A 24,468-nucleotide genomic window follows, 5' to 3' on the forward strand; every position below is an offset into this window, starting at 1 on the left:
CTCGTCGTCTGTACGCGCTACTTGGCCTCGGCCTTCTGCAGCTCGGCCAGCTCCTCGTCCGTCTCGCGGCCCGGAGTCGGCAGGTTGAACTTGGTGATGGCGAACCGGAAGACCACGTAGTAGAGGCCCGCGAAGCACAGGCCCACCAGCGCCAGCCCCCACGGGTTGGTCGCGATGCCCAGGTTCAGGAAGTAGTCGACCGCGCCGGCCGAGAAGCCGAAGCCGTCCTTCATGCCCAGGGCCCAGGTCAGCGCCATCGAGACACCGGTCAGCACCGCGTGGATCGCGTACAGCACCGGGGCGATGAACATGAACGTGAACTCGATCGGCTCGGTGACACCGGTGACGAAGGAGGTCAGCGCCAGCGAGAACATCATGCCGCCCACGACCTTGCGGCGCTCGGGCCGCGCGCAGTGCACGATCGCCAGGCACGCGGCCGGCAGCGCGAACATCATGATCGGGAAGAAGCCGGTCATGAACTGGCCCGCGCTCGGGTCGCCGGCCAGGAAGCGGGCGATGTCGCCGCTCTTGCCCTCGTAGTCGCCCGCCTGGAACCAGGGGAAGGAGTTGAGCAGGTGGTGCATGCCGATCGGGATCAGCGCGCGGTTGGCGACACCGAAGATGCCCGCGCCCACCGCGCCCGAGCCCACCAGCCACTCGCCGAAGCTGTGCAGGCCCGTGCCGAGGACCGGCCAGATGTAACCGAAGACGATGCCGAGCAGCAGGCCCGCGAAGGCCGACAGGATCGGCACCAGCCGGCGCCCGCCGAAGAAGCCCGCCCAGTCCGGCAGCCTGGTCCGGTAGAAGCGCTGGTAGAGCAGGGCGACGACGATGCCCATCACGACACCGCCGAGCACCTTGGCGTCGACCGGCGCGTCGGTCATGACGATCTTGCCGTCGATGACCTTGGCCACCTGCGGCAGGTTCTTGTCGGTGAAGGTGCCGAGCACGTTCTTGAAGACCAGGTAGCCCACGACCGCGGCGAGCGCCGTCGAGCCGTCCGACTTCTTGGCGAAGCCGATGGCGATGCCCACCGCGAAGAGCAGGGCCATGTTGTCGAGGATGGCGTTGCCGCCGGCCGCCATGAACCCGGCGATCTTCGTCAGGAAGGCGGGGAACTCCGGGCGGCCCAGCATGTCGTCGTTGCCGAGGCGCACCAGCAGGGCCGCGGCGGGCAGCACCGCCACCGGCAGCATGAGGCTGCGGCCGATGCGCTGCAACACCGACATCACGCCGGCGCCCTTCTTCTTGTCGGCCGCGGATGCGGCGCTGGCCGTGGTCACAACAACCTCCAGGTGGGGCAGGGCGCCGCACGGGGACGGAGGGGGACGGCGGCGTCTCTGGTCTACACCACTAATGGTGTAGACCAGTTTTAGCACGATGAAGGGCACATAAGGAACCCGCGATCGAGCGATCGTCGCGCTACGCACCGTAACCGTCTGGCCTGCGCACACGCGGGTGCGGCAGGGCGTGGCGGGCCCGGTGCGGGGCGCGTCGAAGGCCCCCGGACGGCAGTGTCCGTAAGGCCCGTACACAGGGTACGTGCCTTTCCCTCTTCGGGACCCGGGCCGCAAGTCCCCCCGTACCGGGCCGGTGTGCGCGGCCGTTTGGCGACCCTCTGTACGGTGGTGTAGACCAGGCGAGGGACGGTCTGCCGTCGTGACGTCGTCATCCGGTACCCGCCGCGTGACCGTTCGCGTCAAGGGGCCGACTGTGGGTTACTGCCACAAAGCGGTTTCGGATCAGGGAGAAGGAACATGGCCAGCAAGGCTGAGAAGATCGTCGCCGGGCTCGGCGGCATCGACAACATCGACGAGATCGAAGGCTGCATCACCCGACTCCGTACCGAGGTCAACGACCCCGACCTCGTCGACGAGACCGCCCTCAAGGCCGCCGGCGCCCACGGCGTCGTCCGCATGGGCACCGCCGTCCAGGTCGTCATCGGCACCGACGCGGACCCCATCGCCGCGGAGATCGAAGACATGATGTGACGTTTCGGCGCACGCCCGCGGGGGGCCCGCCCGGCCACGGGCGGGCCCCCCGCGCGCGGGCGCTAGGCTCACCGCATGTCACGCATCGACGGCCGCACCCCCCAGCAGCTCCGCCCCGTCACCATCGAACGCGGCTGGAGCAAGCACGCCGAAGGCTCCGTCCTCGTCTCCTTCGGCGACACCAAGGTCCTCTGCAACGCCTCCGTCACCGAAGGCGTCCCGCGCTGGCGCAAGGGCAGCGGTGAAGGCTGGGTCACCGCCGAGTACGCCATGCTGCCCCGCGCCACCAACACCCGCGGCGACCGCGAGTCCGTCAAGGGCCGCATCGGCGGGCGCACCCACGAGATCAGCCGCCTCGTCGGCCGCTCCCTGCGCGCCGTCATCGACTACAAGTCCCTCGGCGAGAACACCATCGTCCTCGACTGCGACGTCCTCCAGGCCGACGGCGGCACCCGCACCGCCGCCATCACCGGTGCCTACGTCGCCCTCGCCGACGCCATCGCCTGGGCCCAGGGCCGCAAGCTGATCAAACCCACCCGCAAGCCGCTCACCGGCACCGTCTCCGCCGTCTCCGTCGGCATCGTCGCCGGCGTCCCCCTCCTCGACCTCTGCTACGAGGAGGACGTGCGCGCCGACACCGACATGAACGTCGTCTGCACCGGCGACGGACGCTTCGTCGAGGTCCAGGGCACCGCCGAGGCCGAGCCCTTCGCCCGCGACGAACTCGACGCCCTGCTCGGCCTCGCCACCGCCGGCTGCGCCGAACTCGCCGAGCTCCAGCGCGCCGCGCTCGCCACCACCCTCGAACGGTGAGCCGGTGACCGGCCGCTGACGAGGGCGCGGGTCACGCGCCGCGAAGAGCGGCCCCGGGCAGGCAACTGCGCCGCCCGCCGCGGCGTCTTGGTCGGTACGGGCGTACGGCCGGCTCCGCGGCCCGGCGCCGCACCGCACCCGGGCCGCCCGGCCCGTCCCCAGGGGAGGACCGAGACCCATGGCCGCGATCCGACGCCGCCGCCTTCGCCACGCGACCCTCGCCGCCGTGGCGGCCCTGCTCACGGCCTCCGCGGCCACCGGCTGCGACGCCGTCGGCCGGACCGTCGACTGCGTCCAGAGCGCCGACGCCATCGCCGACGGCGTGACCGAACTCCAGCAGGCCGTCGAGACCGCCTCCGAGGACCCGGCCCGGCTCGACGCCGCCCTCGACGCCATCGAGCGCGACCTCGGCGAGATCGGCGAGCACACCGGGAACGCCGGGAACGCCGAGAAGGCCCAGCACACCGACGTCGACCGGGCCGCCGGCCACCTGGAGGAGGCGGTCGGCAACGTCCGCGCCGCCGTGAGGAAGGGCGACACCACGCCCGACCTCACCCCGGTCACCGCCGCGGCCGGCGAACTCACCAAGGCGTGCACGCCGTAGCGGAAGCGAAACGCGCGCCGGGCGCCGGGTCATCGGCACCTGACGGGGAAGCGGGTCACCCGGCACCGTGCGCGAGGCAGCGGGCCCCGGGGCGGCGGACCGGGGCACGGCACCGGCACCGCACGCGAGGCAGCGGGCCCCGGGGCGGCGGAGGCGGCCACCCCGCACCCGGGATACTGAACCCCATGACCCGCCTGATCCTCGCCACCCGCAACGCCGGAAAGCTCACCGAGCTGAAGGCCATCCTCGCCGACGCCGGACTGCCCCACGACCTCGTCGGCGCGGACGCCTACCCCGACGTCCCCGACGTCAAGGAGACCGGCGTCACCTTCGCCGAGAACGCCCTGCTCAAGGCGCATGCCCTCGCCCAGGCCACCGGTCTGCCCGCCGTCGCCGACGACTCCGGCCTCTGCGTCGACGTCCTCGGCGGCGCCCCCGGCATCTTCTCCGCCCGCTGGGCCGGCCGCCACGGCGACGACCAGGCCAACCTCGACCTGCTCCTCGCCCAGCTCTCCGACATCGCCGACGGACACCGCGCGGCCCACTTCGCCTGTGCCGCGGCCCTCGCCCTGCCCGACGGCACCGAACGCGTCGTCGAGGGCCGGCTCACCGGCACCCTGCGCCACGCCCCCGCGGGCACCGGCGGCTTCGGCTACGACCCGGTCCTCCAGCCCGACGGCGAGACGCGTACCTGCGCGGAGCTGACCGCCGCCGAGAAGAACGCGATCAGCCACCGCGGCAAGGCGTTCCGCGCCCTGGTCCCCGCAGTGCGGGACCTGCTCGGCTGACCCGATCCTGGTGCGGCCGGAGGGACTCGAACCCTCACGGGATTTCTCCCACTGGGACCTAAACCCAGCGTGACTGCCAATTCCACCACGGCCGCCCGGCGCTGCTGCCCGGCCATGGTACTGGCCGGGCAGCGCCGTCAGATCCCCAAGTCCTTGATGATCTTGGCCACGTGGCCGGTGGCGCGGACGTTGTAGAAGGCGTGCTCGACCTTGCCGTCCTCGTCGACGACGATCGTGGAGCGGATGACGCCCTGATAGGTGCGGCCGTAGTTCTTCTTCTCGCCGAAGGCCGCGTAGGACTCCAGGACCTTCTTGTCGGGGTCGGCGAGGAGGGTGACCTTCAGCGACTCCGCCTCGCGGAACCTGGCGAGCTTCTCCGGCTTGTCGGGGGAGACGCCGATCACGTCGTACCCGGCGCCGGCGAGCAGCTCCAGGTTGTCCGTGAAGTCGCAGGCCTGCTTGGTGCAGCCCGGGGTGAGGGCCGCCGGGTAGAAGTAGACGATGACCTTGCGGCCCTTGTGGTCGGCGAGCGAGACCTCGTTGCCGTCGGCGTCCGGCAGGGTGAAGGCGGGGGCCACGTCTCCGGGGGTGAGGCGTTCGGTCATCGGTTCGGGCTCCTCGTGCGTAGTCCATGCGTGGATCGGGTACCGGGATCGAGCGTAACCGGGGGTCCTGACCGTGCGCGGCGGCCCGGAGCTGACAAACTGTCCGGAACAGCGTCAAGCGACTTCGGAGGCCGTACGGTGGCGGACACGTCGGACATCAGAACCCCGGCGCAGATCGAGGCGGACATCAAGCGCCGCCGCGAGGTGCTGGCCGAGACGCTCGACGAGCTCGGGATGCGGGTGCACCCGAAGACGATCGTCGGCGACGCCAAGGCCCGGGTGGCCTCCAGCGTCGACCACACGCTCGGCCGGGCCTACGTCGGGGTCAATCGGGCGGTCAGCGGGGTGAAGGCGCAGTTCGTCGACGAGGAGGGTGCCCCGCGGCTGGAACGCGTCGTCCCCGCCGCCCTCGTGGTCGTCGGCGTGGTCGGTCTGCTGGTCCTCGGCGGCTCGCGGCGGCGCGGGCGGTGAGCGGGCGTTCCGCGACGGCCACCCGGCCGCTCGCGGACGGGCCCGGGGCAGGTAGGTTCGGGGCGTGAGCGCCAACAGAAACGAGCACCGCCCCCACGACGACAAGCTGCCCATCCGGATGCTGCACGACCGCGTACTCGTGCGGCAGGACACCGGTGAGGGCGAGCGGCGTTCGGGCGGCGGCATCCTGATTCCCGCCACGGCCGCGGTGGGCCGGCGGCTGGCCTGGGCCGAGGTCGTCGCGGTGGGACAGAACGTCCGGACCGTCGAGCCGGGCGACCGGGTCCTGTACGACCCCGAGGACCGGGCGGAGGTCGAGGTGCGGGGCACGGCGTACGTGCTCATGCGCGAGCGCGACCTGCACGCCGTGGCCGCGGACCGCTTCGAGGGGTCGGAGGACTCGACCGGGCTGTACCTGTGACCCCCGGGCCCTGAGCGGGCCGGGCGGGACGAAGGGCCGGTGACCCGAGGTCACCGGCCCTTTCCCGTGCGCTGCTACCGCGGCGGCGCCGTCACTGGCGCCGGGGCGGGAAGACGATGCCGCCGGGCCCGGTGCCCGGGTCGGTGCCGCCGCCCCCGTCCGCCCCGCCGCCGCCGGCCCCGTCCGTGGAGCCCTCGCCGCCGTTCTCGCCACCGGTGTCGGCCCCGCCGGTGGGACCGGGCTCGGTGGTGGCGCCGCCGCTGCCGGGCCCGCCGGCCCCGGTGCCGTCCGTGCCGCCGGTGCCCGGTTCGGTGGTGGTGCCGCCGTCGGTGCCCGGGGTCGCGCTGCCGGTGTCCGGGCCGCCGGTGGCGTCGTCGCCGGGGCTCTCGCCGGCGCCGGTGCCGCCGTCCTCGCTGCCGGACGCCTCGGAGGAGGGCAGTTCGGTCGGGCCGCTGCCCTCGCGGACCCGCAGGTCGAAGTCGCTGACCGGGGTGTCCTTCAGCGCCTCGCGGGTGAACTGGGCCCAGATCTCCGCGGGCGGCCCGCCGCCGTTGATGCGGCTCAGGCCCATCACGCCGTACAGCGGCTTGTGCTGCGCGGTCTCGGGGTCCTGGCCCATGACGGCGACGACGGTGGCCAGGTCGGGGGTGTACCCCGCGAACCAGGCGGCCTTGTCCTCCTCCGCGGTGCCGGTCTTGCCGGCCGCGGGCCGGCCGGCGGCCTGGGCGGCGGTGGCGGTGCCGTTCTGGACGACGCTGCGCAGGATCGACGTGGTGGTGTCGGCGGCCTCGCGGCTGACGGCCTGGCGTTCGCTGCGCCGCGGCAGCGTCAGCTCGTGCTTGCCGTCCTTGACGACCTTCTCCACCAGGACGTACGTGCCGTGCCGGCCGTGGTTGGCGAGGGTGGCGTACGCCTGCGCCATGTCCAGCGGGCTGGCGGTGGCGGTGCCGAGCGCGAGGGCCGGGCCCTCCGGCATCTCCGGGGTGTCGGCGGCGAGACCGAGGTCGACGGCGGTGTCGCGGACCTTCTTCGGCCCGACGTCGACGGCCATCTGCGCGTAGACCGCGTTCACGGACTTGTCGGTGGCCTCGGTGACGGTGATGTCGCCGTAGTCGTGGTGGTCCTCGTTCTCCGGGGCGTACGGGCTCGGCCAGCCCTGGACGGGACGCTCGCTGGTGCCGTCGTACTTCGTGTTCGGGCCGATCACGCGGCCGTCCTGGGTCTCGGAGCGGTTCTCCACGGCCGAGGTGAAGACGAAGGGCTTGAAGGTGGAGCCGACCTGGAAGTCGCGGCGGGTGGCGTTCGGCGTGTACTGCTTCACGTAGTCGATGCCGTTGTACATGGCGACGACCTTGCCGGTCTTCGGGTCGACGGCGGCGCCGCCGGCGCGGACGTACCCGTCGACCTTGCGGTCCTCGTCCAGCTTGGACATCAGCCGGTCGTCGACGGCCTTGACGAAGGCGTCCTGCTTCTTCTTCTCCAGGGTGGTGGTGATGCGGTAGCCGCCGCGGTCCAGCTCCTCCTCGGTGACGACCTTGTTCGAGATCAGGTAGTCGCGGACGATGCGGACGACGTAGCCGCGCTGGCCGGACATGCCGGTGGAGACGGTGGTCTCCTTCGGCGCCGGGAAGGTGGCGGCCCGCCGCTCGGTCTGGTCGAGCCAGCCCATCTTGACCATGCCGTCCAGGACGTAGTTCCAGCGGGACTCGGCGGCGGGCTTGTTCTCCGGGTGGGCGATGACGTCGTACTCGCTGGGCGCGTTGAGCAGCGAGGCGAGGTAGGCGCCCTGGGCGGCGGTGAGGTCCTTGGCGTCGATGCCGTAGTACGCCTGGGCGGCGGACTGGATGCCGTAGGCGCCGCGGCCGAAGAAGCTGGTGTTGAGGTAGCCCTCCAGGATCTCGTCCTTGCTCTTCTCGCGGTCCAGCTTGATCGCGATGAAGAACTCCTTCACCTTGCGGGTGACGGTCTGCTCCTGGGCCAGGTAGTAGTTCTTGACGTACTGCTGGGTGATGGTGGAGCCGGACTGCTTGCCCTTGCCGGTGGCGGTCTTCCAGCCCGCGCGGATCATCGCCTTCGGGTCGACCGCGGACTCGGTGTAGAAGTCGCGGTCCTCGGCGGCGAGGACGGCGTGCTGCGCCTCCTTGGAGATCTTGGCGAGGGCGACGCTCTCCCGGTTGATCTCGCCGTCGCGGGCCAGGACGCTGCCGTCGGCGTACAGGTAGACGTTGCTCTGCGCGGTGGCGAGCGCGTTGGCGGACGGGATGTGGACCATCGAGTAGCCCACGAAGAAGCCGCCGACCAGCAGCAGGACGACGAGGACACCGGCGCCGAGCACCATGCGCCAGGTCGGGATCAGCCGGCGCCAGCCGGTGCGCTTGGGCCGCTTCGCCTTCTTGCCCTTCTTCCCCTTCGTGCCCTCCTGCGGGCCCTCGGGACCGCCGGCGGCCTGCGCGTGCGGGGCCTGGTCGTGCGGGGCCTGGTCGTGCGGGGCCTGGTCGTGCGGGGCGCGGGGCTGCTCGGGGCGGGGCTGCTGGGGGTGGGGCTGCTGGGGGTGGGGGGCCTGGGCCTCCGGGCGCGGGGTCTCCGCCGGTCCCGGGGGCGGCGGGGGAGGGGGCGGGGTGGGGGCGGCGTGGTCCTGGGGGGCCGGGCGGCCGGGGGCCGACGGGGTCCGGGGGGCCTTGCCCTGGGGGGCCTTGCCCCGGTCTTGTGCGGCCTGTTCGGCCCGTTGGGCCTGGGCGGCCTGGGCGCCGTCCGGTCCGGACCGCGCCGCCTCGTCCTCCGCGCGCCGGGCCGGCGCCGGGTCCCGGGTCTTCGGGCGACGGTCGTCCGGGGCCGCTGCCTTCGGGCCCCCGGCGTCCGCGCGCCGGGTCTCGCCACCCTGCGGCTGCCCGCCCCCGGCGTCCCCGTCGCGGGTCTCCTCGCCCCGGGGCTCCTCGTTCCGGGCGTCCGTGTCCCGGGTGTCCTCGCCCCGGGCCTCCGGGTCGCCGGCCGCCGGCGGCCCCTTCGGTGCCGAGCCCTTCTTCGGCTGCTGCGGCTGCGGCTCGTCGCTCATCTCGTGCACGGACTCCTGTTTCGCGTCGTACGGTCTGGTCCCGTACGGCCTCGTACGCTTCTGCGCCCTGTGGTGAAGACTCTCGCACCGGGCATTCCGTTCCCGGCCGACGGCACACCTGTGAAACTCGATGCCGCCCCGGAGCATTCTGTACCGGACCGGGCCCCGGAAATTCCGTGGCACGGCCGCTCACCAGCCCACTAGGCTCACCCGGTTCGGTCCGGCGGAGCGGGAAGGTGGTGGAGGTGGGCTCGTGGCGGTTGTACACGTCCGTCGCGGCGGGGGGATTCCGACGGTACGCGACCTACCGGGCGGCCACCGCCGCCGGGGTCTTCACCAATACCGTCTTCGGACTCGTCCTGGTCTACGCCTATCTGGCCCTGTGGGACGAGAAACCGCAGCTCGGAGGGTACGACCAGGCGCAGGCCGTCACCTATGTGTGGCTCGGACAGGCGATGCTGGCCACCCTGGCGATCGGGGGCGGCGGCATCGAGGACGAGCTGATGGAGCGCATCCGTACGGGTGATGTCGCCGTCGACCTGTACCGTCCCGTCGACCTCCAGATGTGGTGGCTGGCGGCCGACGGCGGGCGGGCGGTCTTCCAGTTGCTGGGGCGCGGTGTGGTGCCGTTCGTGTTCGGCTCGCTGGTCTTCCCGGCGTCGTTGCCGGGGGAAGCGTCCACCTGGGTGGCCTTCCTTGTGGCCGTGGTGCTGGCGATGCTGGTGAGTTTCGCCATCCGGTACCTGGTGGCGCTCTCCGCGTTCTGGCTGCTGGACGGGGTGGGGATGACGCAGATGGGGTGGCTCCTGGGGTTCTTCTGCTCGGGGATGACGCTGCCGCTGAACGTCTTCCCGGGCGCGCTCGGCGAGGTGGTCCGGGCGCTGCCCTGGGCGTCCCTGCTCCAGGCCCCGGCGGACGTGCTGCTGGGGAAGGCCGACCCGCTGGGCACCTTCGCCTTCCAGGCGGGCTGGGCGGTGGCGCTGCTGGCGCTCGGCCGGCTGGTCCAGTCGGCGGCGACCCGCCGGGTGGTGGTCCAGGGTGGCTGAGGGGAGCGTGACGCGGGGGCCCGTCGGACAGGGCCGGGCGGCCGACGGGACCGACGGGACCGGTGGGGCCGGCGGGCCCGGTGGGGTGGTCACTGGCATCGGTGAGGCGGCCCGCCCCGGGGACACGGGGTGGGGCCGGGTCGTCGAGGGGCTGCGGGCGTACCGGCTGATCGCCGGCATGTGGCTGCGTTCCACGATGGCGTACCGGGCCTCCTTCGCCCTGACCGCCTTCGGGAACTTCGCCATGACCGCGCTGGACTTCGTGGCGATCCTGCTGATGTTCTCCCGTATCGACGCCCTCGGCGGCTACGCCCTGCCCGAGATCGCGTTCCTCTACGGACTCTCCGGCGTCTCCTTCGGCCTCGCCGACCTGGCGATCGGCTCGATGGACCGGCTCGGCAGGCGGGTGCGCGACGGCACGCTGGACACGCTGCTGGTGCGTCCGGCGCCGGTGCTGGCGCAGGTCGCCGCCGACCGCTTCGCCCCGCGCCGGCTGGGCCGCGTCCTCCAGGGCGCGCTGGTGCTCGGCTGGGCGCTGACCGCCGTCGACGTGGCGTGGACGCCGGGCAAGCTGGTGCTGATGCCGCTGATGCTGGTCAGCGGCGCCGGGATCTTCTGCGCGGTGTTCGTGGCGGCGGCGGCCTTCCAGTTCGTGGCGCAGGACGCCTCCGAGGTGGCGAACGCCTTCACCTACGGGGGGACGACGCTGCTCCAGTACCCGCCCACCGTGTTCGCGCGGGAGCTGGTGCGCGGGGTGACCTTCGTGGTGCCGCTGGCCTTCGTCAACTGGCTGCCCGCCAGTCACGTACTGGGGCGGCCGTACCCGCTGGACCTGCCCGCGTGGACGGCGTTCACCCCGCCGCTGGTGGCCCTCGCCTGCGGCGCGGCGGCCGGCCTCGCCTGGCGTGCGGGCCTTCGTTCCTACCGCAGCACAGGGAGCTGACCATGCCGCACACGACGGACACCGAGGCCGGCGAGGACGCCGGGGGCACCGGGGGCACCGGGGCCGCTGAGGCCACGGGGGCCACAGCGGTCACCGAGCGGGACGCGGGGCCCGGGGGAGACCCGGCGCCCCGCGGCGGCTTCATCGAGCTGAACGGCGTCGAGAAGGTCTTCGAAGTCCGCAGGAAGACCGGCCTGTTCCGGCGCGAGCGGCGCCAGGTGCGCGCCGTGGACGGGCTGTCGTTCACCGTGGAGCGCGGCGAGATGGTCGGCTACATCGGCCCCAACGGCGCCGGCAAGTCGACGACGATCAAGATGCTCACCGGCATCCTCACCCCGAGCGGCGGCCGGCTGCGGGTGGCCGGCATCGACCCGTCCCGGGAACGGACCCGGCTCGCGCACCGGATCGGCGTGGTGTTCGGGCAGCGCACGACGCTCTGGTGGGACCTGCCGCTGATCGACTCCTACCGGCTGGCCCACCGCATGTACCGCATCCCCGACGCCCGTTACCGGGAGAACCTGGACCGCTGCGTCGAACTCCTCCAGCTCGGCGCCCTGTTGGACGTGCCGGTACGGCAGCTCTCGCTCGGCCAGCGGATGCGCGGCGACATCGCCGCCGCCCTGCTGCACGACCCGGACGTGCTGTACCTGGACGAGCCGACGATCGGCCTCGACGTGGTCTCCAAGGCCCGAGTGCGGGAGTTCCTGCGGGAGTTGAACGCCGAGCGGGGCACGACGGTGCTGCTCACCACCCACGACCTCCAGGACATCGAGCAGGTCTGCTCCCGCGTGATGGTCATCGACCACGGCCGCCTCATGTACGACGGCCCCCTCGACGGCCTGCACCAGGCGGGCGAGAGCGAACGGACCCTCGTGGTCGACCTGGAACGCGAACTGCCGCCCATCGACGTGCCCCCGCCCGCCCGCGTCGTCCGCGTGGAGGGGCCCCGGCAGTGGGTGGCGTTCCCGGCGTCGGAGTCGGCCGCCGCCCTCGTCGCCCGGGTCGCCGCCGGCCATCCGCTGGTCGACCTGTCCGTACGGGAGCCCGATATCGAATCCGTCATCGCCAAGATCTACGCGGAACGGACGAGCGCGTAGTGCCCGGGGCGCCGACCTCGTAGGCTGCTGTCCATGACCGACGACGTACCGGAGCTGCGCGCATCCGACGCCGACCGTGAACGAGTCGCCGAGGTCCTGCGGGACGCCCTCGCCGAGGGCCGTCTGGACATGGCGGAGTTCGACGAACGGCTGGACGCGACCTACCGGGCGCGTACCTACGGCGAGTTGACGCCGATCACCCGCGATCTCCCGACGGGCGCGACCGGCGCCGGTGCCGTGCCGCGCTCCGAGGCGCCGGCCCGCACCGGGGGCTGGGCGAGCCGGATCACCGGCGGTGAGGGCTCCTCGACCTGGGCCGTCGCCCTGCTCTCCGGCTTCCAGCGCCGGGGACGCTGGACGGTGCCCCGGCGCTTCACCTGCTACGCCCTGATGGGCGGCGGCGAAGTCGACCTGCGGGACGCCGACTTCGCCGAGCGCGAGGTCGTCATCACCTGCGTGACCATCATGGGCGGGGTCAACGTGATCGTGCCGCCCGGCGTCGAGGTGTCGGTGAACGGCGTCGGCATCATGGGCGGCTTCGACCAGCGCGAGGACGGTGTCGCCGGGGAGCCGGGCGCCCCCCGCGTGATCGTCAAGGGCTTCGCCTTCTGGGGCGGGGTCGGCGTGGTGCGCAAGCTGCCGCGGGCGGAGAAGCAGCGGCTGAAGGAGGAGCGCCGCCGGGAGAAGGAGTCGCGCGGCGGCCGGGACCTGGAGGCGGACTCCGGGCGCGGGATGCTGGAGGGCCGGCGGGAGCGGCCCGACCCGTTCCGCAAGGAGGAGCGCGGAGAGCGGGAGACGGAGCGGGAGCGGCGCGAGGACTGAGGTCCGGCGCCCGGGACCGGGCGGGGCCGCGGTGCCCCGGGCCGTCCCCCCCCGTGTGCCCTCGGGTTCAGGCCCGCTCAGAGGCGGGCCGGGGCCGCCCCCTTCAGGCTGCGCAGGTCGAAGACCCGGGCCATCCGCTCGTACCCCCGGTCGTTGGGGTGCAGGTGGTCCCCGCAGTCGTAGTCGGCCCGCAGCCGCCGGGGGTCGTACGGGTCGCGCAGCGCCTTGTCGAAGTCGACCACCGCGTCGAAGACCCTGCCCGCGCGGATCTCCGCGTTGATCTCCTGCCGCATGGTCTCGCGGGCGGCGTTGTACCCGCCGTGCCCGCCGAACGGCATCACCGTCGCGCCCACGACCTTCAGCCCCCGGGCGTGCGCCAGGTCGACCATGGTCCGCAGCCCTTCGAGGATGCCGTCCCGGTCGGCCAGCTCCGGGCTGTTGAGGATGTCGTTGACGCCGAGGGCGACGACGACGGCCCTGACGTCGGTGCGGCCGAGGACGTCCCGGGGGAAGCGGCTGACCCCGCTCGGGTTGTCGGCGGGCCGCCCGGACCGGCTGGTCAGTACGCGGTTCCCGCTGATCCCCTGGTTGACGACGCTGTAACGGGGGACGTCCGCGCCGGCCTCGGCCGCCGTACGCAGCCGCCGCGCGAGGTGGTCGGGCCAGCGGTGGTTGGCGTCCACCGTGGACGCGTACCCGTCGGTGATCGAGTCGCCGAAGGCGACGACCGTCCCCACGGCCTCGTTGCTCAGCACGTCCAGCGCGGTCAGGTGGCGCCAGTACGGCGTCCGCTCGGTGTACGCCGCCGCCGTCGGGTCCTCGGCGCGGTCGCCGTCGGCCAGGTAGCTGGTCTGCCGGGCGAAGGGGTGGTACGTCACCGGGCCCGACGGCACGTCGGAGAAGAGCGTGACCAGCACGTCCGCGCCGTAGGGGACGGGCACGCGGGCCGCGTCGCTCATCACCTCGCCGCCCGGCGGGACGACGACGCGGGCGCTGCCGCCGAAGGTGAGCCGGCGCATGCTGCCGGGGATCGCGGCGGCCGTGCCGGGGCCCGCGGCCAGGGCGAGCGTGGCGTGCGAGACGGTCAGCGGGGAGTGGCCGTAGTGGTTGGAGAGGGTGATCCGGGCGGCGGTGCCGCCGACGGAGACATGGACGACGTTGCGGACCGAGCGGCCCGCCACGCCGGTCGTCTCGGTGCCCGGTTCCGCCCCGGCGGGGGAGGCGGACCAGGCGCCGACCCAGGTCCCGGTGGAGGCGGGCGCGGCTTCGTTGTGGGGCGGACGGCTGCCGGCGGGCTGCGCGGCGCGGCTCTGCGCACCGCCGCCGGAGGAGGCGGTGGCGTAGATCGCGGCGGAGATGGCGACGATCAGAGCGACGATCGCGGCCAGCAGGGCACGGTGTTGGGTGGGGCTGACGCTCGCACCCCGGTCACGACCCCGGGTCATGCTGTGTTGTTCTCCTCGGGCGAGAGGGAGCACCGAGGCTCCGGTCCGATGTGCCCATGATGGGGCATGGGCCGGGTGAGGGGCGCGGGGACCCCGGGCGTTCACCCCTCCCTCAGACGCCGGGAACGGATGGTCCGTTCCGCCGGCCGGCCAGGAAGGGACAATGGTGAGGTGACGGACCGGCGACGGGTGGAGCGGATGGAACGGGCGAAAGCGCGGCGTACGGAGGGTACGGGGGCCTCCGACGGACGCGGCCGGGAAGGGCGGGGGGCGGGTGGGGCTTCCGGGGCGGGTGGGGCTTCCGGTCCCGGTGGGTCCTTCGGGGCGGACGGGGCTGAGGGGGCGGCCGGTACTGTCGCGGGCCCCGCTGCGGGCCCGGCTGTGAGCCCCGCCGGGGGAGCCTCCCCGTACCGCTCGATGGCCGTCTTCAGCCCGGCCGACGAGGAGAAGCGCCGCGGCGTACGCCGGATGAAGATCACCGCCACCGGCCTGCTGCTCTTCGTCGCCCTCGTCTACGTCCTCGCCGAATGGGCCGCTCACCACGGCGCCGGCCCCTGGGCGGGGTACGTCTCCGCCGCCGCCGAGGCCGGCATGGTCGGCGCGCTGGCCGACTGGTTCGCGGTCACCGCCCTCTTCCGCCGCCCGCTCGGCCTGCCCATCCCGCACACCGCGATCATCCCGAACAAGAAGGACCAGCTCGGCGTCTCGCTGGGCGAGTTCGTCGGCGAGAACTTCCTCTCCGAGGACGTGGTGCGCAGGCGGCTGCGCGCGGTCGGCATCGGCAGCCGCCTCGGCGCCTGGCTCGCCGTGCCCGAACACGCCGACCGCGTCACCGCCGAGCTGTCCGCCGCCCTGCGCGGCGCCCTCACCGTGCTGCGCGACTCCGACGTCCAGGCGGTGGTCGGCGAGGCCGTCACCCGGCGGGCCGGCGCGCGGGAGATCGGCCCCGGCCTCGGCAAGATGCTGGACCGGATCGTGGCCGACGGGGGTCACACCCGCGCCGTCGACCTGGTCGTCGCCCGCGCCCACGACTGGCTGGTGCTGCACGGCGACTCCGTGATGCACGCCGTCCAGGGCGGCGCCCCCGGCTGGACCCCCCGCTTCGTCGACCGCAAGGTGGGCGAACGCGTCTACCGCGAGCTGCTGCGCTTCGTCACCGAGATGCGCGACATGCCCGCCCACCCGGCGCGCGGCGCCCTCGACCGCTTCCTCACCGACTTCGCCTCCGACCTCCAGTCCGACACCGAGACCCGGGCGCGGGTGGAGCGGCTGAAGACCGAGGTGCTCGCCCGCGACGAGGTCCAGGACCTGATCGCCTCCGCCTGGACGGCCGTACGCTCCATGATCGTCTCGGCGGCGGAGGACGAGCGCAGCGAACTGCGCCTACGCGTCCGCGCCTCGCTGCTGTCGCTGGGCGCGCGGATGGCCTCCGACGCCCGGGTCCAGGGGAAGGTGGACCACTGGGTGGAGGGCGCGGCGGTGTACGTCGTCACCACCTACCGCCGCGAGATCACGTCCCTGATCACCGACACCGTGGCCGGCTGGGACGCCGAGCACACCACCCGGAAGATCGAGGCGCACATCGGCCGCGACCTCCAGTTCATCCGGATCAACGGCACGGTGGTGGGCTCCCTCGCCGGGCTGCTGATCTACACGATCTCCCGCATGGTGGGTGGGTAGCCCCGGGGCCGGGCCGCTCCCTCGGCGCCGGGTTCCCGGTACGGCGCCGGGCTCCCGGTATGGTTCCGCGCGCCGTCCGGGCCGCGCGTCGTCCGGGCCACACGCCGTCCGGGTTATACGCCGTCCGGGCCGCGCGCGCACGACGCTGACGGCCTGTCGGCGCGTCGTGCCGTCCTTCGCCTCGGCGGGTGCCTCCGGTCGGCGGGGGCTTCCAGCGCGGACCCGGCCGTCTCCGAGGTCCTCCCGGGTCCAGGTCCGCCGGAGGCGGTGCGCTCAGCCCCGCCGGTCGGCGACCGCCCAGGAGGCCAGGGCGACGGCGCCGGCGACACCGAACACGGCCGGCCAGGCGCCCACCTTCCTGGCCAGGGGGTGCGATCCGGCGAAGGCGGCGACGTAGGCGGCGGACAGCGCCCCCGCGGCCGTGGCGCCGGCCCGCTCGTGCCACTGCCGGGCGGCGAGGGTCCCGGCAGCGGCGAGGACGACGCCGCCGAGGGGACGCCTGCGCGTCCAGCGGGCCACGCCGTACCCGCCGACGAGCCCGCCCGCCGCGACCAGCGCGCTCGGAACCTTCTCCATGACTGCCTCCTGCCACCCGGCCGGCCGCGGGGAGGGGCCGGCGTCTGCGCCCGAGGCTAACCGGCGCCGTCCCGGAGCCCTCCGGGGGCCGCCTCACTCACCCGAACGGGTGAGGTGCAGGTCACACCATCGGCGGTGGTCGGTGTGTCACATCCGGAAGGGGTGTTCCGTCGTAAGGACGTAACGCGCAACGGCGCACCAGCGACACCCATGGAGGACGCCACGATGGACGCTCGTCTCGACCTGTTCGGCACCCCGCTCGCGGGCAAGGTCCTGCGGCACATCAACTCGGCGAGCAAGGTCATCGGCGACTCGACGCTCCCGGCCGCGACGCAGGAACTCGTGAAGATCCGCGCCAGCCAGATCAACGGCTGCGGCTTCTGCCTCGACATGCACACCAAGGACGCCGCGAAGGCGGGGGAGACGCCGCTGCGCCTGAACCTCGTCGCGGCCTGGCGGGAGGCCACGGTCTTCACCGACGCCGAGCGCGCCGCCCTGGAACTCGCCGAGCAGGGCACCCGCGTCGCCGACGGCACCGGCGTCTCCGACGAGGTCTGGGCGGAGGCCGCCAAGCACTACGACGAGGAGCAGCTCGCGGCCCTCGTCTCGATCATCGCCGTGATCAACGCCTACAACCGCCTGAACATCCTGACCCGCCAGCCGGCCGGCGCCTACGAACCGGGCATGTTCGGCTGACCCGCCCCGGTCTCCGGGACCTCCCACGGGTTCCCCGGAGACCGCCTCTGGCCCTCATTCCCGTCCGCGTCCTCGTCGGGCACCCAGCGCAAGACGTCGCCGGGCTGGCAGTCGAGGACGCGGCAGATCGCGTCGAGTGTGGTGAAACGCACCGCCCTGGCACGCCCGTTCTTCAGGACGGCGACGTTGGCGGGGGTGACGCCGACGGCTTCGGCGAACTCGCCCACCGACATGCGCCGTCGGGCGAGCTGGACGTCGAGGTCGACGACGATCGCCATCAGATCACCCGCGCCATCTCGGTCTGCAGGTCGGTCGCCTTGCGCAGCAGACCGCGCATGACGAGGACGAGCAGGACGAACCCCGCCCCCACGCCGACGCCGGCGATCGCGGCACCCAGCGCGCCGAGCACCTCCATACCGTCGTCGGGCGAGGGGATCTCGGCGACGGCGAGATGCCCGGCCACACCGAGGGCCAGCAGCGTCGCCACCGCGGCGGCCCCGATGACCGTGTCCACCCACCGGAAGGCCCGCGGCGTGAAGATCGCCTCGCTGCGCACCATGGACAGCAGCATCCACACGGCGACGAGCCCCACCTGCACACAGGCGACCCCGAGTATCGCCACGGTCGAGTACGGCACGGCGTACGGCGCGTACGGCGCGAACCGCTCCACCTCGTCGGCCACCGTCGTCGGGATGACCACGACCTGACCGAAGAAACCGAGCGACACCAACCCGACGATGCCGACCCGAAGCAGTCCGATGAGTAAACGAGGCATGCATCGATTATCGATCGATACCTATCGAGATTCAATAGGTCCGGTGCCCGAGTGACCGAGACCGAAGGAGACCCGCCGCCCCGCCCCGGTGTGTCCGTGAGCTGGACGACCGCCTGTACGACTGGTCGACGACGGTCAGCGCGCTGAGCCGTTGAATCCGGCTATGGCGTCGGGAAGCTCCGCCAGGCTCTCGACGTGGAAGGTGGGCAGTTCCCTGGCCTCGGTGCCGTTCCACTGGATGGTGGCCCAGGGGCCGCGGCGCACGAGCGCGGTGGGCATGCCGGACTGCCGGGCCGGCCGGACGTCGTTGTCGCAGCGGTCGCCGACGTAGAGGATCGCGTCGGCCCCGAAGGGCGTGGCGTCGGCGACCCGGGTGAAGAACAGGGGGTCGGGCTTGGCGGTGCCCCAGTCCTCGGACGTGCCGATCAGGTCGACGTCCTCGGCGAACAGCTCCCGCAGGATGCGTCCGGCGCGCACGGTCTGGTTGCCGGCGATCCCGAGCCACAGCCCGTCCGCGCGAAGTCGCCGGAGGGTGGGCCGGACGTCGTCGTACAGGTCTTCCTCCCCGAAGGTCTCGCCCCGCCCCGCCGCCACCCTCTTCTCGCGCTCGACGTGGAGGTCGAACCCGGGACGGAACTCCTGGAAGGTCTCCCGGTAGTCACGCCCCTGCGCGATCACCGCGCCGAACACGGAATGGAAGGTGTGCCGCGGCACGCCGAGCCAGTCCGCCCACGTCCCGTACTCCCGCGTCTCGTCCACGAGACACTCACCGACATCGAAGACCACCGCGCGGATCACGGGGGCAGGGTACGCGCGGGCCCGCCCCTGCGGCCGGCCTCTCGGGAACATCCACGGACCACCGCACCTGCTCTCACACCAGCCCGCGCGCGAGGCCAACTCGGGCGCAAGGCGCTCAGCGGCTCTGACACGCCAGCAACTTGCATGGACTTCTACACGGCTTTTCCGCGTCCCCCCGTCTTATTCAACTGATCGCGTCGCACCGCTCCCACGAAGTGGGCCCAGGTATCGGTACGCACCGTAACGATGGGCCCATCCTTGCGCTTGGATTCACGTATCAGGGCGTGGAATGTGGCGTAGGCGCACTCCACGCACTCGGTAATGTTGCCTCCGCTGTGCGTGGATTTGAACCACTTAAGGCTAGAGGTGGGCGATGGGGTGGGCGGCATTAGTGTCAGTGCGTTTCTTTGGCGTAGGTCAGGACGGCCGCCGGAAGAGGGTGTTTCAGCCTCCAAGTGATGGCCATTGGCTTGCTGCCCCGGTGGCTCTCGTACTGCGCCGGCCCGAGCAGCATCCACGGCTGCGCGCCGCCGATGTCCGTGGTTTTGTACCGCCGGACGAAGAGCAGGACCTGGCTGCCGTTAGCGACATGCTGTTGGTAGCGCTGGCCGGTCGGGGAGCTCTCCGAAGTCTGGTTCTGGGACTCCCAGTGGAACTCCGTCTCGCTCACCGCGTAGTCCTGGTACCGCGTCTGCGGGGAGAAGTCCTTCTCATCCTTCTCCAGAGTGATGAGGAGCGCGTCCGTCCGGAGGGATTCGCACCACTTCACGCCCTCGCGGAAGTCCCCCGGCATGAAGCCTCCGATGCTGGACTGGCCGAGCGCGGGAAGAATCTCCTCCCGGCTGTACGAGGCGTGCACGGAGAGCGGGACGAACTGGTCGCCATGGCCTCGGGGGAGCGGGAGGGGGACATGCTCGGTGTGGGCGAGGTTGTGGGCCAACACCTGACACAGTTCGCTCCGGAAGGCTTCTTGACGTCGGAGGGCTGAGAATCCCTCCTCGTAGCTGGCGAAGCCCTTCCTCGTGGTGCCACCCAGGGGCCACAGTTGGAAGAAGAGCATGCGGGCATACGACTTGCCCTGCTCGTCGAGGTCTTCGTAGGCGGGGGCGTCGTCCTCCAGCATGCGCGTGTACACGGCCACCCTGTCGGGGTCGTCCACGTGCAGGAAGGCAGGTACGCGCTTGAGGAGCGCGCCCTCCTCCTCGGACGCCTCCTGCGCCAGCATGCCGGCGCGGCGCAGGAGTCCGGTCCAGGAGTTCCCGGAGCCTCGGTAGAGCTCCCTGATGTCCCGCCCGCTCTCTTCAAGGTAGGAACTGAGGTGCGACTCCGCGTAGTCGGCCACCTCGCGCGCCAATGCAGCGACGTTGACGCTGAGTTGTTCGCGGATGTTGCTGATGATGGTGCGCTTGGCTTTCTCTTCGAGCCTGATCGCGCAGCCGGGCGGCAGGTGCGGGAAGTCATGCTCAAGGTGATCCAGCAGGCGCTTCCGCGACAGATTGGTGAGGGCGCGGAACTGGTTCTCGAACCGGAACTCCTTGCGGTGCTGGCCGATGAAGTCCAGTACCGTCAGCCATTCCTTGTGCGGGGAACGTCGTAGACCCCGACCGAGTTGCTGGAGGAACACCGTCGCGCTCGACGTGGGCCGGAGCAAGAGCAAGGTGTCCACATCAGGAACGTCGACCCCTTCATTGAAGAGGTCCACGGAGAAGATCACCTGTACTTCCCCGGACTTCAGGTCCGACAATGCCTTCTCCCGCTGGTCCGCCGGGGTCTCCCCAGAAACGGCAACGGCCGTGAACCCAGCAGAACGGAAGACCTGTGCCATGAAGTGCGCATGGGAGACCGAGACGCAGAACCCCAGCGCACGCATGCGGGCGGGATCTGGCACCTTCTCCCGAACGGCACTCACCACGAGGTCCGCACGGGTCTCGTTGCTCACCAGGGCATGGCTGAGGGAATCCCGGTCGTACGATCCCCGCTTCCACGCCACTGCGCTCAAATCGGTGCTGTCGCTGATGCCGAAGTAGTGGAACGGGCACAGCAGGTCATTCTCCAGCGCCTCCCACAGGCGCATCTCGGCGGCGATGCGCCCGTCGAAGAACTCGTCCTGAATGGTCTTGCCGTCCATGCGCTCGGGTGTGGCGGTGAGCCCGAGGAGTTCCCGCGGCCGGAAGTGATCGACGATCTTCCGGTACGTCGGAGAGGTGCCGTGATGGAACTCGTCGATCACGATGATGTCGAAGTGTTCCGGGTCGAGACGCTCCAGGGCGCGTGCATTGAGGGACTGGACGCTGGCGAAGACATGGGTCCACCGCTCCGGGATCTCCCCGCTGTGCAGGGGTTCACCGAAGTTCGGTTGGAGCAGGACCTTCCGGTAGGTGGAGAGGGACTGCTGCAAGATTTCTTTGCGATGAGCCACGAAGAGGAGGCTCAGAGGGCGGCCGTGCTTGTGGCAGAGTCGCTGGTAGTCCAGGGCAGCCATCACCGTCTTGCCCGTGCCCGTCGCCGCCACCAAGAGGTTGTGGTGCCGGTCATGCAGGACACGCTCCACGTCCAGGCGCTCCAACATGTCGCGTTGGTACGGGTGCGCGTGCAGCGTGCCGTCGGGGAGAGGGATCTCGGGTGCGGGGAGGGGAGAAACGGCGGCTGGCGTCGGGGCGTCCGGGCGCGCGGCGAAGACCTCCGGTGCCTCCTGGTGCGGGAGGGTCAACGGCGAGTGCGCTTCGTCGGCGGTGAGCTCCACCCACCGGCGGGCTCCGTCCATGGTGCTGAGGGACTCCAAGATGCGGTTCGCTGCGTGGACGCGTTCGTCGGTCGGTGCATGGCGCAGGGCGCGTAGGGCTGCGCGCGAGACGCGTCGGGCCAGTACGTGCGGGGCGGTTTGCCCGTCCGTGGTGTCGCCCACTGGGCGCCATCCACTCGCGGAGAGCTCCTTCAGGGTCTGCTCGAACCGGAGCACGAGGAGCTCTTCATACAAGCCCGAGGTGGGTGCGGAGAGGTCCTCCAGCTCAGACACAGCAACTCCTTGGCTCATGCGGGGCACCAGGACTCCTCCTGTCTAGCAGAGGGCTCGGACAACCCAGCTTGATGCCGGCGGCCGAGCCAGGTTCACCGCCACCGACACGGCCGGAAACGAAAGATGTTTGACAGAGCTGGTCGGGATCAATCAAGTATGGGCGGGTGAGTGCGAAGCGCGGCATCGGTCATGTGGAGGGCGTCCTGGTCGGGATGACCTTCCCTCGAAGGCTGGACGTCCTGCAGGCAGGGCTCCACCGGACGAATCAGCGGGGCATCTCCTGGTGCCAACAAGAGGATGGCACCAAGGTCGGTGATGCGATCGTCCTGCACGGTGGCTACGAGGACGACGAAGATCACTGGGACTGGATTCGCTATACGGGGGCGTCTCCCAACAAGGACAAGGACTCCTCCAAGAGGCTGCTGCGCAGCCAGTCTTGGTCGTACGAGGACAACGCAGCACTCCGCCTCAGCTACGAGCGGGGCATCTCGGTTCGGGTGATCCGCGGCTACGAGGGTGATCCGCGGTATTCCCCCACCGATTGCTACCGGTACGACGGCCTCTATCGGATCACCGAGGTGCGCACGGCCAGGTCTCGCCGCCCCGCACCGGACGGATCACCGATCGACATCTGTCAGTTCGACCTGCGCCGGCTGCCCGAGCGGGACCAGGTGCAGGACGCGGCGCAGCAACGTTTGCTCGACGCATGGGAAGAGCTTGACAGGAGCGAACCCCCGCAGAGCGCCGTCATGCCGGACGGGGCAACGCCAAGCGATGCAGAAACCTTTTGCGAGCCCGGCGATGAGGAGAGGTTCCCCACATCACGCGAAGAGCGGGTGCGTCGCCTGATCCGGGACACCGCTGTCGCCAGGCGGATCAAGCAACTCTACGAAGGTCAGTGCCAGTTGTGTGGACTGCGCCTGGTAGGCCCGGACGGCAAGCCCTACTGTGAGGGCGCCCACATACGGCCGCTCGGAAGACCTCACCACGGTCCCGACGTCGAACCCAACCTCCTGTGCTTGTGCCCCAACTGCCACGTGCGGTTGGACCTCGGTGCCGTCCTGATCGACGACGACCAGTCGGTCATCGTGCGCGCGGACCTGTCCGGAGCGCAGCTCCTGCCGCGGCTCATGGTGAAGGACGGTCACCGGGTCCACCCGGAGTACCTGCGCTACCACCGGACCTACTGGACGCGGCAGGGCTAAACCCCGTGGCACCCCTCGTACGCCCGGTCGGTGCCGCACCAGCACCCCGTGCCCCGCTGTGGGGGCCAGGCCACTGCGTGGCCTCGGGCGGCGAGGGTGGTGGCGTATTGGGGGAGGAGGGACGGGTCGGTGGGGGAGGTGGCCTCGGAGGCGGCGAACGCCTCGTAGGAGGGGACCGTGCCGTGGACGACGCCCAGGTTGGGGGTGCCCGAGGCGGCGAGGTCGCGCAGGGCCGTCTCTATCGAGGCGAGGTGCTCCTCGCGGGAGGGGTACTCGTCGGCCAGGGACGGGTACGCCTCGGTCAGTTCGGCCAGCTCGCCGGCGGGCCAGTGGAGGATCGCCACCGGGAAGGGGCGGGACAGGGCCGCCCGGTACGCGCCCAGCTCGGCGCGGAGCCGGGACAGCTCGGCCTCCAGCTCGGCCGGCTCCTCCGAGCCCAGCGACCACACGCGCTTCGGGTCGTGCAGCTCGTCCAGGGTGACCGGCAGCGAGTGCAGCGTGTCGGCCAGCCGGTCCCACTCGTCGTGCGCGGCGCCCAGCATGCGCCGGACCCGGTGCCGGGCGACGAGGAGCGGGCGGGCCGCGTGGGGCGGTTCCGTCACGCCGGCCAGGACGCGGCGGGCGCCCTCGGTCAGCGTCTCGTCAGCCGCCTCCAGCTCGTCGTGGGTCTCCAGCGACTCGGCCACCACCACCCAGGGCGCCGGATCGCGCGGTGACGCCGAGCGGACGCCGTCGATGATCGCCCTGGCCTCCGCCTCGTGGCCGTACTCCCACAGGTTCGCCGCCTTCAGCGCGCGGATCAGGTACGGGTTCTCGGCGCCGTCCGGCGAGGAGAGCAGGCGGTCGTAGAGCGCGGTGGCGGCGGGGCGGTCGCCGCCGAGTTCCCGGTGGGCGGCGGCGCGCAGCAGCAGCGCCTCGGCGTCCTCGGGATACAGGCCGGCGGTCCGCTCCAGACGGGCGGCCTCGGCGGCGTGGTCGACGTGTGCGGCAGGCGTGTCGGGGCGCATGGGGGACACCGTACTGCCGCCGGGTGACGGAGGGCAGGTGTCCCCGGGGCCGGGACCCAGGGCCGGGGCCGGGGCCCAGGGCCGACGTCCGGGGAGGGTGGAGCGGGGGAAACGGCGGGCCGGTCCCGCGCCAGGCCCCCTACGAGCCCCGCCCTGTATAACTGGAGGACGACCGGAGGATCGTGCGATCGGTGTCGTTCCTCGGCGGGCCGGTGCGGTCCCGTGGGGTTCCGGTCGTGACCGGCGGCGACGGAAGGAGGGGTGCGGGTGAACCGGGGACGGTCGCTTCCGCGGCCCCTGCTCGCGCTGCTCTTCGTCCTGCTGCCCGTCGTCCTCGTCGACGCCGGCCCGCTCTCCCTCGCCGTCGGCCTCGCCGCCACCGCGGCGGCCGGTGCCGCGCTCGCCGCGTGCGCCCTCGTCGCCGCCCGCTGCGCGCCCGTCGTCGCCCCGACCCGGGTGCGCACGGCCATCCGCGACCGGGACCGGCGTACGGCCTTCCTGCCCCAACGCGATCCCGACGCCCCCGGCCGCCGACGGCCCCGGGCACCCGGACACGCCCTCCCGGCGACCGCCGCGTAGGGCGCTTTCCCTCACCTCGTCCCGTGAGGCCCCGCCCC

General features: G+C 72.0%; 24 protein-coding genes, 1 tRNA gene and 1 pseudogene. 14 read left to right on the plus strand and 12 right to left on the minus strand.

Annotated features, from left to right (window positions below; translation table 11 throughout):
• Nucleotides 1–17: 17 nt before the first annotated feature.
• Nucleotides 18–1,283, minus strand: coding sequence for a PTS transporter subunit EIIC (locus J5Y05_RS21485; RefSeq protein WP_210874676.1), 1,266 nt, complete (start codon nucleotides 1,281–1,283; stop codon nucleotides 18–20).
• Between the two features lie 474 nt (nucleotides 1,284–1,757).
• On the opposite strand from J5Y05_RS21485, the gene J5Y05_RS21490 reads away from it, so the two are divergent.
• The 4 genes from J5Y05_RS21490 (at nucleotide 1,758) to rdgB (ending at nucleotide 4,196) form a co-directional block, all read left to right on the plus strand.
• Nucleotides 1,758–1,991, plus strand: coding sequence for a PTS sugar transporter subunit IIB (locus J5Y05_RS21490; protein ID WP_030418420.1), 234 nt, complete (start codon nucleotides 1,758–1,760; stop codon nucleotides 1,989–1,991).
• Between the two features lie 75 nt (nucleotides 1,992–2,066).
• Nucleotides 2,067–2,804, plus strand: a complete 738-nt coding sequence (gene rph / locus J5Y05_RS21495) for a ribonuclease PH (protein ID WP_210874677.1) — start codon at nucleotides 2,067–2,069, stop codon at nucleotides 2,802–2,804.
• Between the two features lie 178 nt (nucleotides 2,805–2,982).
• The gene (locus J5Y05_RS21500) at nucleotides 2,983–3,408 is read left to right on the plus strand and encodes a hypothetical protein (protein ID WP_210874678.1); all 426 of its coding nucleotides are present in this window, start codon (nucleotides 2,983–2,985) and stop codon (nucleotides 3,406–3,408) included.
• Between the two features lie 185 nt (nucleotides 3,409–3,593).
• On the plus strand, nucleotides 3,594–4,196 hold the full coding sequence (gene rdgB / locus J5Y05_RS21505; RefSeq protein WP_210874679.1) for an RdgB/HAM1 family non-canonical purine NTP pyrophosphatase: 603 nt from the start codon (nucleotides 3,594–3,596) through the stop codon (nucleotides 4,194–4,196).
• Nucleotides 4,197–4,204: 8 nt separating this feature from the next.
• Here the strand turns inward: rdgB and J5Y05_RS21510 are convergent.
• Nucleotides 4,205–4,291 (minus strand) — tRNA-Leu (locus J5Y05_RS21510).
• Nucleotides 4,292–4,333: 42 nt separating this feature from the next.
• A complete protein-coding gene (bcp, locus tag J5Y05_RS21515; RefSeq protein ID WP_210874680.1) occupies nucleotides 4,334–4,801 on the minus strand; it encodes a thioredoxin-dependent thiol peroxidase in 468 nt (155 codons plus the stop codon).
• A 138-nt stretch (nucleotides 4,802–4,939) separates the two neighbouring features.
• Between bcp and J5Y05_RS21520 the strand changes: the two genes are divergently transcribed.
• Entirely contained in the window at nucleotides 4,940–5,272 is a 333-nt protein-coding gene (locus J5Y05_RS21520; RefSeq protein ID WP_210874681.1) for a DUF3618 domain-containing protein, read from the plus strand.
• Between the two features lie 118 nt (nucleotides 5,273–5,390).
• Entirely contained in the window at nucleotides 5,391–5,693 is a 303-nt protein-coding gene (locus J5Y05_RS21525; protein WP_247615119.1) for a GroES family chaperonin, read from the plus strand.
• A 91-nt stretch (nucleotides 5,694–5,784) separates the two neighbouring features.
• On the opposite strand, the gene J5Y05_RS21530 is transcribed toward J5Y05_RS21525, so the two are convergent.
• Nucleotides 5,785–8,745, minus strand: a complete 2,961-nt coding sequence (locus J5Y05_RS21530) for a transglycosylase domain-containing protein (RefSeq protein WP_210874683.1) — start codon at nucleotides 8,743–8,745, stop codon at nucleotides 5,785–5,787.
• Between the two features lie 239 nt (nucleotides 8,746–8,984).
• Between J5Y05_RS21530 and J5Y05_RS21535 the strand changes: the two genes are divergently transcribed.
• The 4 genes from J5Y05_RS21535 (at nucleotide 8,985) to J5Y05_RS21550 (ending at nucleotide 12,653) form a co-directional block, all read left to right on the plus strand.
• Nucleotides 8,985–9,791 (plus strand): ABC transporter permease, encoded by an 807-nt coding sequence (locus tag J5Y05_RS21535; protein WP_210874872.1) that lies wholly within the window; start codon nucleotides 8,985–8,987, stop codon nucleotides 9,789–9,791.
• Nucleotides 9,792–9,876: 85 nt separating this feature from the next.
• A complete protein-coding gene (locus tag J5Y05_RS21540; protein WP_307854024.1) occupies nucleotides 9,877–10,734 on the plus strand; it encodes an ABC transporter permease in 858 nt (285 codons plus the stop codon).
• A gap of 2 nt (nucleotides 10,735–10,736) precedes the next feature.
• Nucleotides 10,737–11,831 (plus strand): ABC transporter ATP-binding protein, encoded by a 1,095-nt coding sequence (locus J5Y05_RS21545; RefSeq protein ID WP_210874684.1) that lies wholly within the window; start codon nucleotides 10,737–10,739, stop codon nucleotides 11,829–11,831.
• Between the two features lie 33 nt (nucleotides 11,832–11,864).
• The gene (locus J5Y05_RS21550) at nucleotides 11,865–12,653 is read left to right on the plus strand and encodes a DUF1707 SHOCT-like domain-containing protein (RefSeq protein WP_210874685.1); all 789 of its coding nucleotides are present in this window, start codon (nucleotides 11,865–11,867) and stop codon (nucleotides 12,651–12,653) included.
• Between the two features lie 77 nt (nucleotides 12,654–12,730).
• On the opposite strand, the gene J5Y05_RS21555 is transcribed toward J5Y05_RS21550, so the two are convergent.
• Entirely contained in the window at nucleotides 12,731–14,098 is a 1,368-nt protein-coding gene (locus J5Y05_RS21555) for an SGNH/GDSL hydrolase family protein (protein ID WP_210874686.1), read from the minus strand.
• A 417-nt stretch (nucleotides 14,099–14,515) separates the two neighbouring features.
• On the opposite strand from J5Y05_RS21555, the gene J5Y05_RS21560 reads away from it, so the two are divergent.
• Nucleotides 14,516–15,778 carry a DUF445 domain-containing protein gene (locus J5Y05_RS21560; protein WP_210874687.1) on the plus strand — a complete coding sequence of 421 codons (1,263 nt, stop codon included), beginning with the start codon at nucleotides 14,516–14,518 and terminating at the stop codon, nucleotides 15,776–15,778.
• A gap of 273 nt (nucleotides 15,779–16,051) precedes the next feature.
• Here the strand turns inward: J5Y05_RS21560 and J5Y05_RS21565 are convergent, their stop codons facing one another.
• A complete protein-coding gene (locus J5Y05_RS21565; RefSeq protein ID WP_210874688.1) occupies nucleotides 16,052–16,354 on the minus strand; it encodes a hypothetical protein in 303 nt (100 codons plus the stop codon).
• 225 nt (nucleotides 16,355–16,579) lie between these two features.
• On the opposite strand from J5Y05_RS21565, the gene J5Y05_RS21570 reads away from it, so the two are divergent.
• Nucleotides 16,580–17,050 carry a carboxymuconolactone decarboxylase family protein gene (locus tag J5Y05_RS21570; protein WP_210874689.1) on the plus strand — a complete coding sequence of 157 codons (471 nt, stop codon included), beginning with the start codon at nucleotides 16,580–16,582 and terminating at the stop codon, nucleotides 17,048–17,050.
• On the opposite strand, the gene J5Y05_RS21575 is transcribed toward J5Y05_RS21570, so the two are convergent.
• From J5Y05_RS21575 to J5Y05_RS21595, 5 genes and pseudogenes are all read right to left on the minus strand, one after another.
• Nucleotides 17,026–17,328: a helix-turn-helix domain-containing protein gene (locus tag J5Y05_RS21575; protein ID WP_210874690.1), complete on the minus strand. Its 303-nt coding sequence runs from the start codon at nucleotides 17,326–17,328 to the stop codon at nucleotides 17,026–17,028. The two genes, J5Y05_RS21570 and J5Y05_RS21575, sit on opposite strands and share 25 nt — an antisense overlap.
• Complete coding sequence (locus J5Y05_RS21580; protein ID WP_210874691.1) at nucleotides 17,328–17,825, minus strand: DUF2975 domain-containing protein; 498 nt, start codon at nucleotides 17,823–17,825, stop codon at nucleotides 17,328–17,330. Before J5Y05_RS21580 ends, J5Y05_RS21575 begins: the two co-directional genes overlap by 1 nt.
• A 135-nt stretch (nucleotides 17,826–17,960) precedes the next feature.
• Nucleotides 17,961–18,623 carry an HAD family hydrolase gene (locus tag J5Y05_RS21585; RefSeq protein WP_210874692.1) on the minus strand — a complete coding sequence of 221 codons (663 nt, stop codon included), beginning with the start codon at nucleotides 18,621–18,623 and terminating at the stop codon, nucleotides 17,961–17,963.
• Between the two features lie 152 nt (nucleotides 18,624–18,775).
• Nucleotides 18,776–19,012: a DUF397 domain-containing protein gene (locus J5Y05_RS21590; protein WP_210874693.1), complete on the minus strand. Its 237-nt coding sequence runs from the start codon at nucleotides 19,010–19,012 to the stop codon at nucleotides 18,776–18,778.
• Between the two features lie 5 nt (nucleotides 19,013–19,017).
• Nucleotides 19,018–21,405: pseudogene (locus J5Y05_RS21595) on the minus strand (DUF3427 domain-containing protein); the annotation flags it as partial.
• Nucleotides 21,406–21,803: 398 nt separating this feature from the next.
• Between J5Y05_RS21595 and J5Y05_RS32480 the strand changes: the two are divergent.
• Nucleotides 21,804–22,844, plus strand: coding sequence for a YDG/SRA domain-containing protein (locus tag J5Y05_RS32480; RefSeq protein WP_210874695.1), 1,041 nt, complete (start codon nucleotides 21,804–21,806; stop codon nucleotides 22,842–22,844).
• On the opposite strand, the gene J5Y05_RS21605 is transcribed toward J5Y05_RS32480, so the two are convergent.
• Entirely contained in the window at nucleotides 22,841–23,851 is a 1,011-nt protein-coding gene (locus tag J5Y05_RS21605; protein ID WP_210874696.1) for a hypothetical protein, read from the minus strand. The genes J5Y05_RS32480 and J5Y05_RS21605 overlap by 4 nt on opposite strands.
• A 267-nt stretch (nucleotides 23,852–24,118) precedes the next feature.
• On the opposite strand from J5Y05_RS21605, the gene J5Y05_RS21610 reads away from it, so the two are divergent.
• Complete coding sequence (locus J5Y05_RS21610; protein ID WP_210874697.1) at nucleotides 24,119–24,430, plus strand: DUF6412 domain-containing protein; 312 nt, start codon at nucleotides 24,119–24,121, stop codon at nucleotides 24,428–24,430.
• The last annotated feature ends 38 nt before the right edge of the window (nucleotides 24,431–24,468 follow it).

Origin of the sequence: Streptomyces tagetis (assembly GCF_018069565.1) — a bacterium.
Taxonomy (GTDB): domain Bacteria; phylum Actinomycetota; class Actinomycetes; order Streptomycetales; family Streptomycetaceae; genus Streptomyces; species Streptomyces tagetis.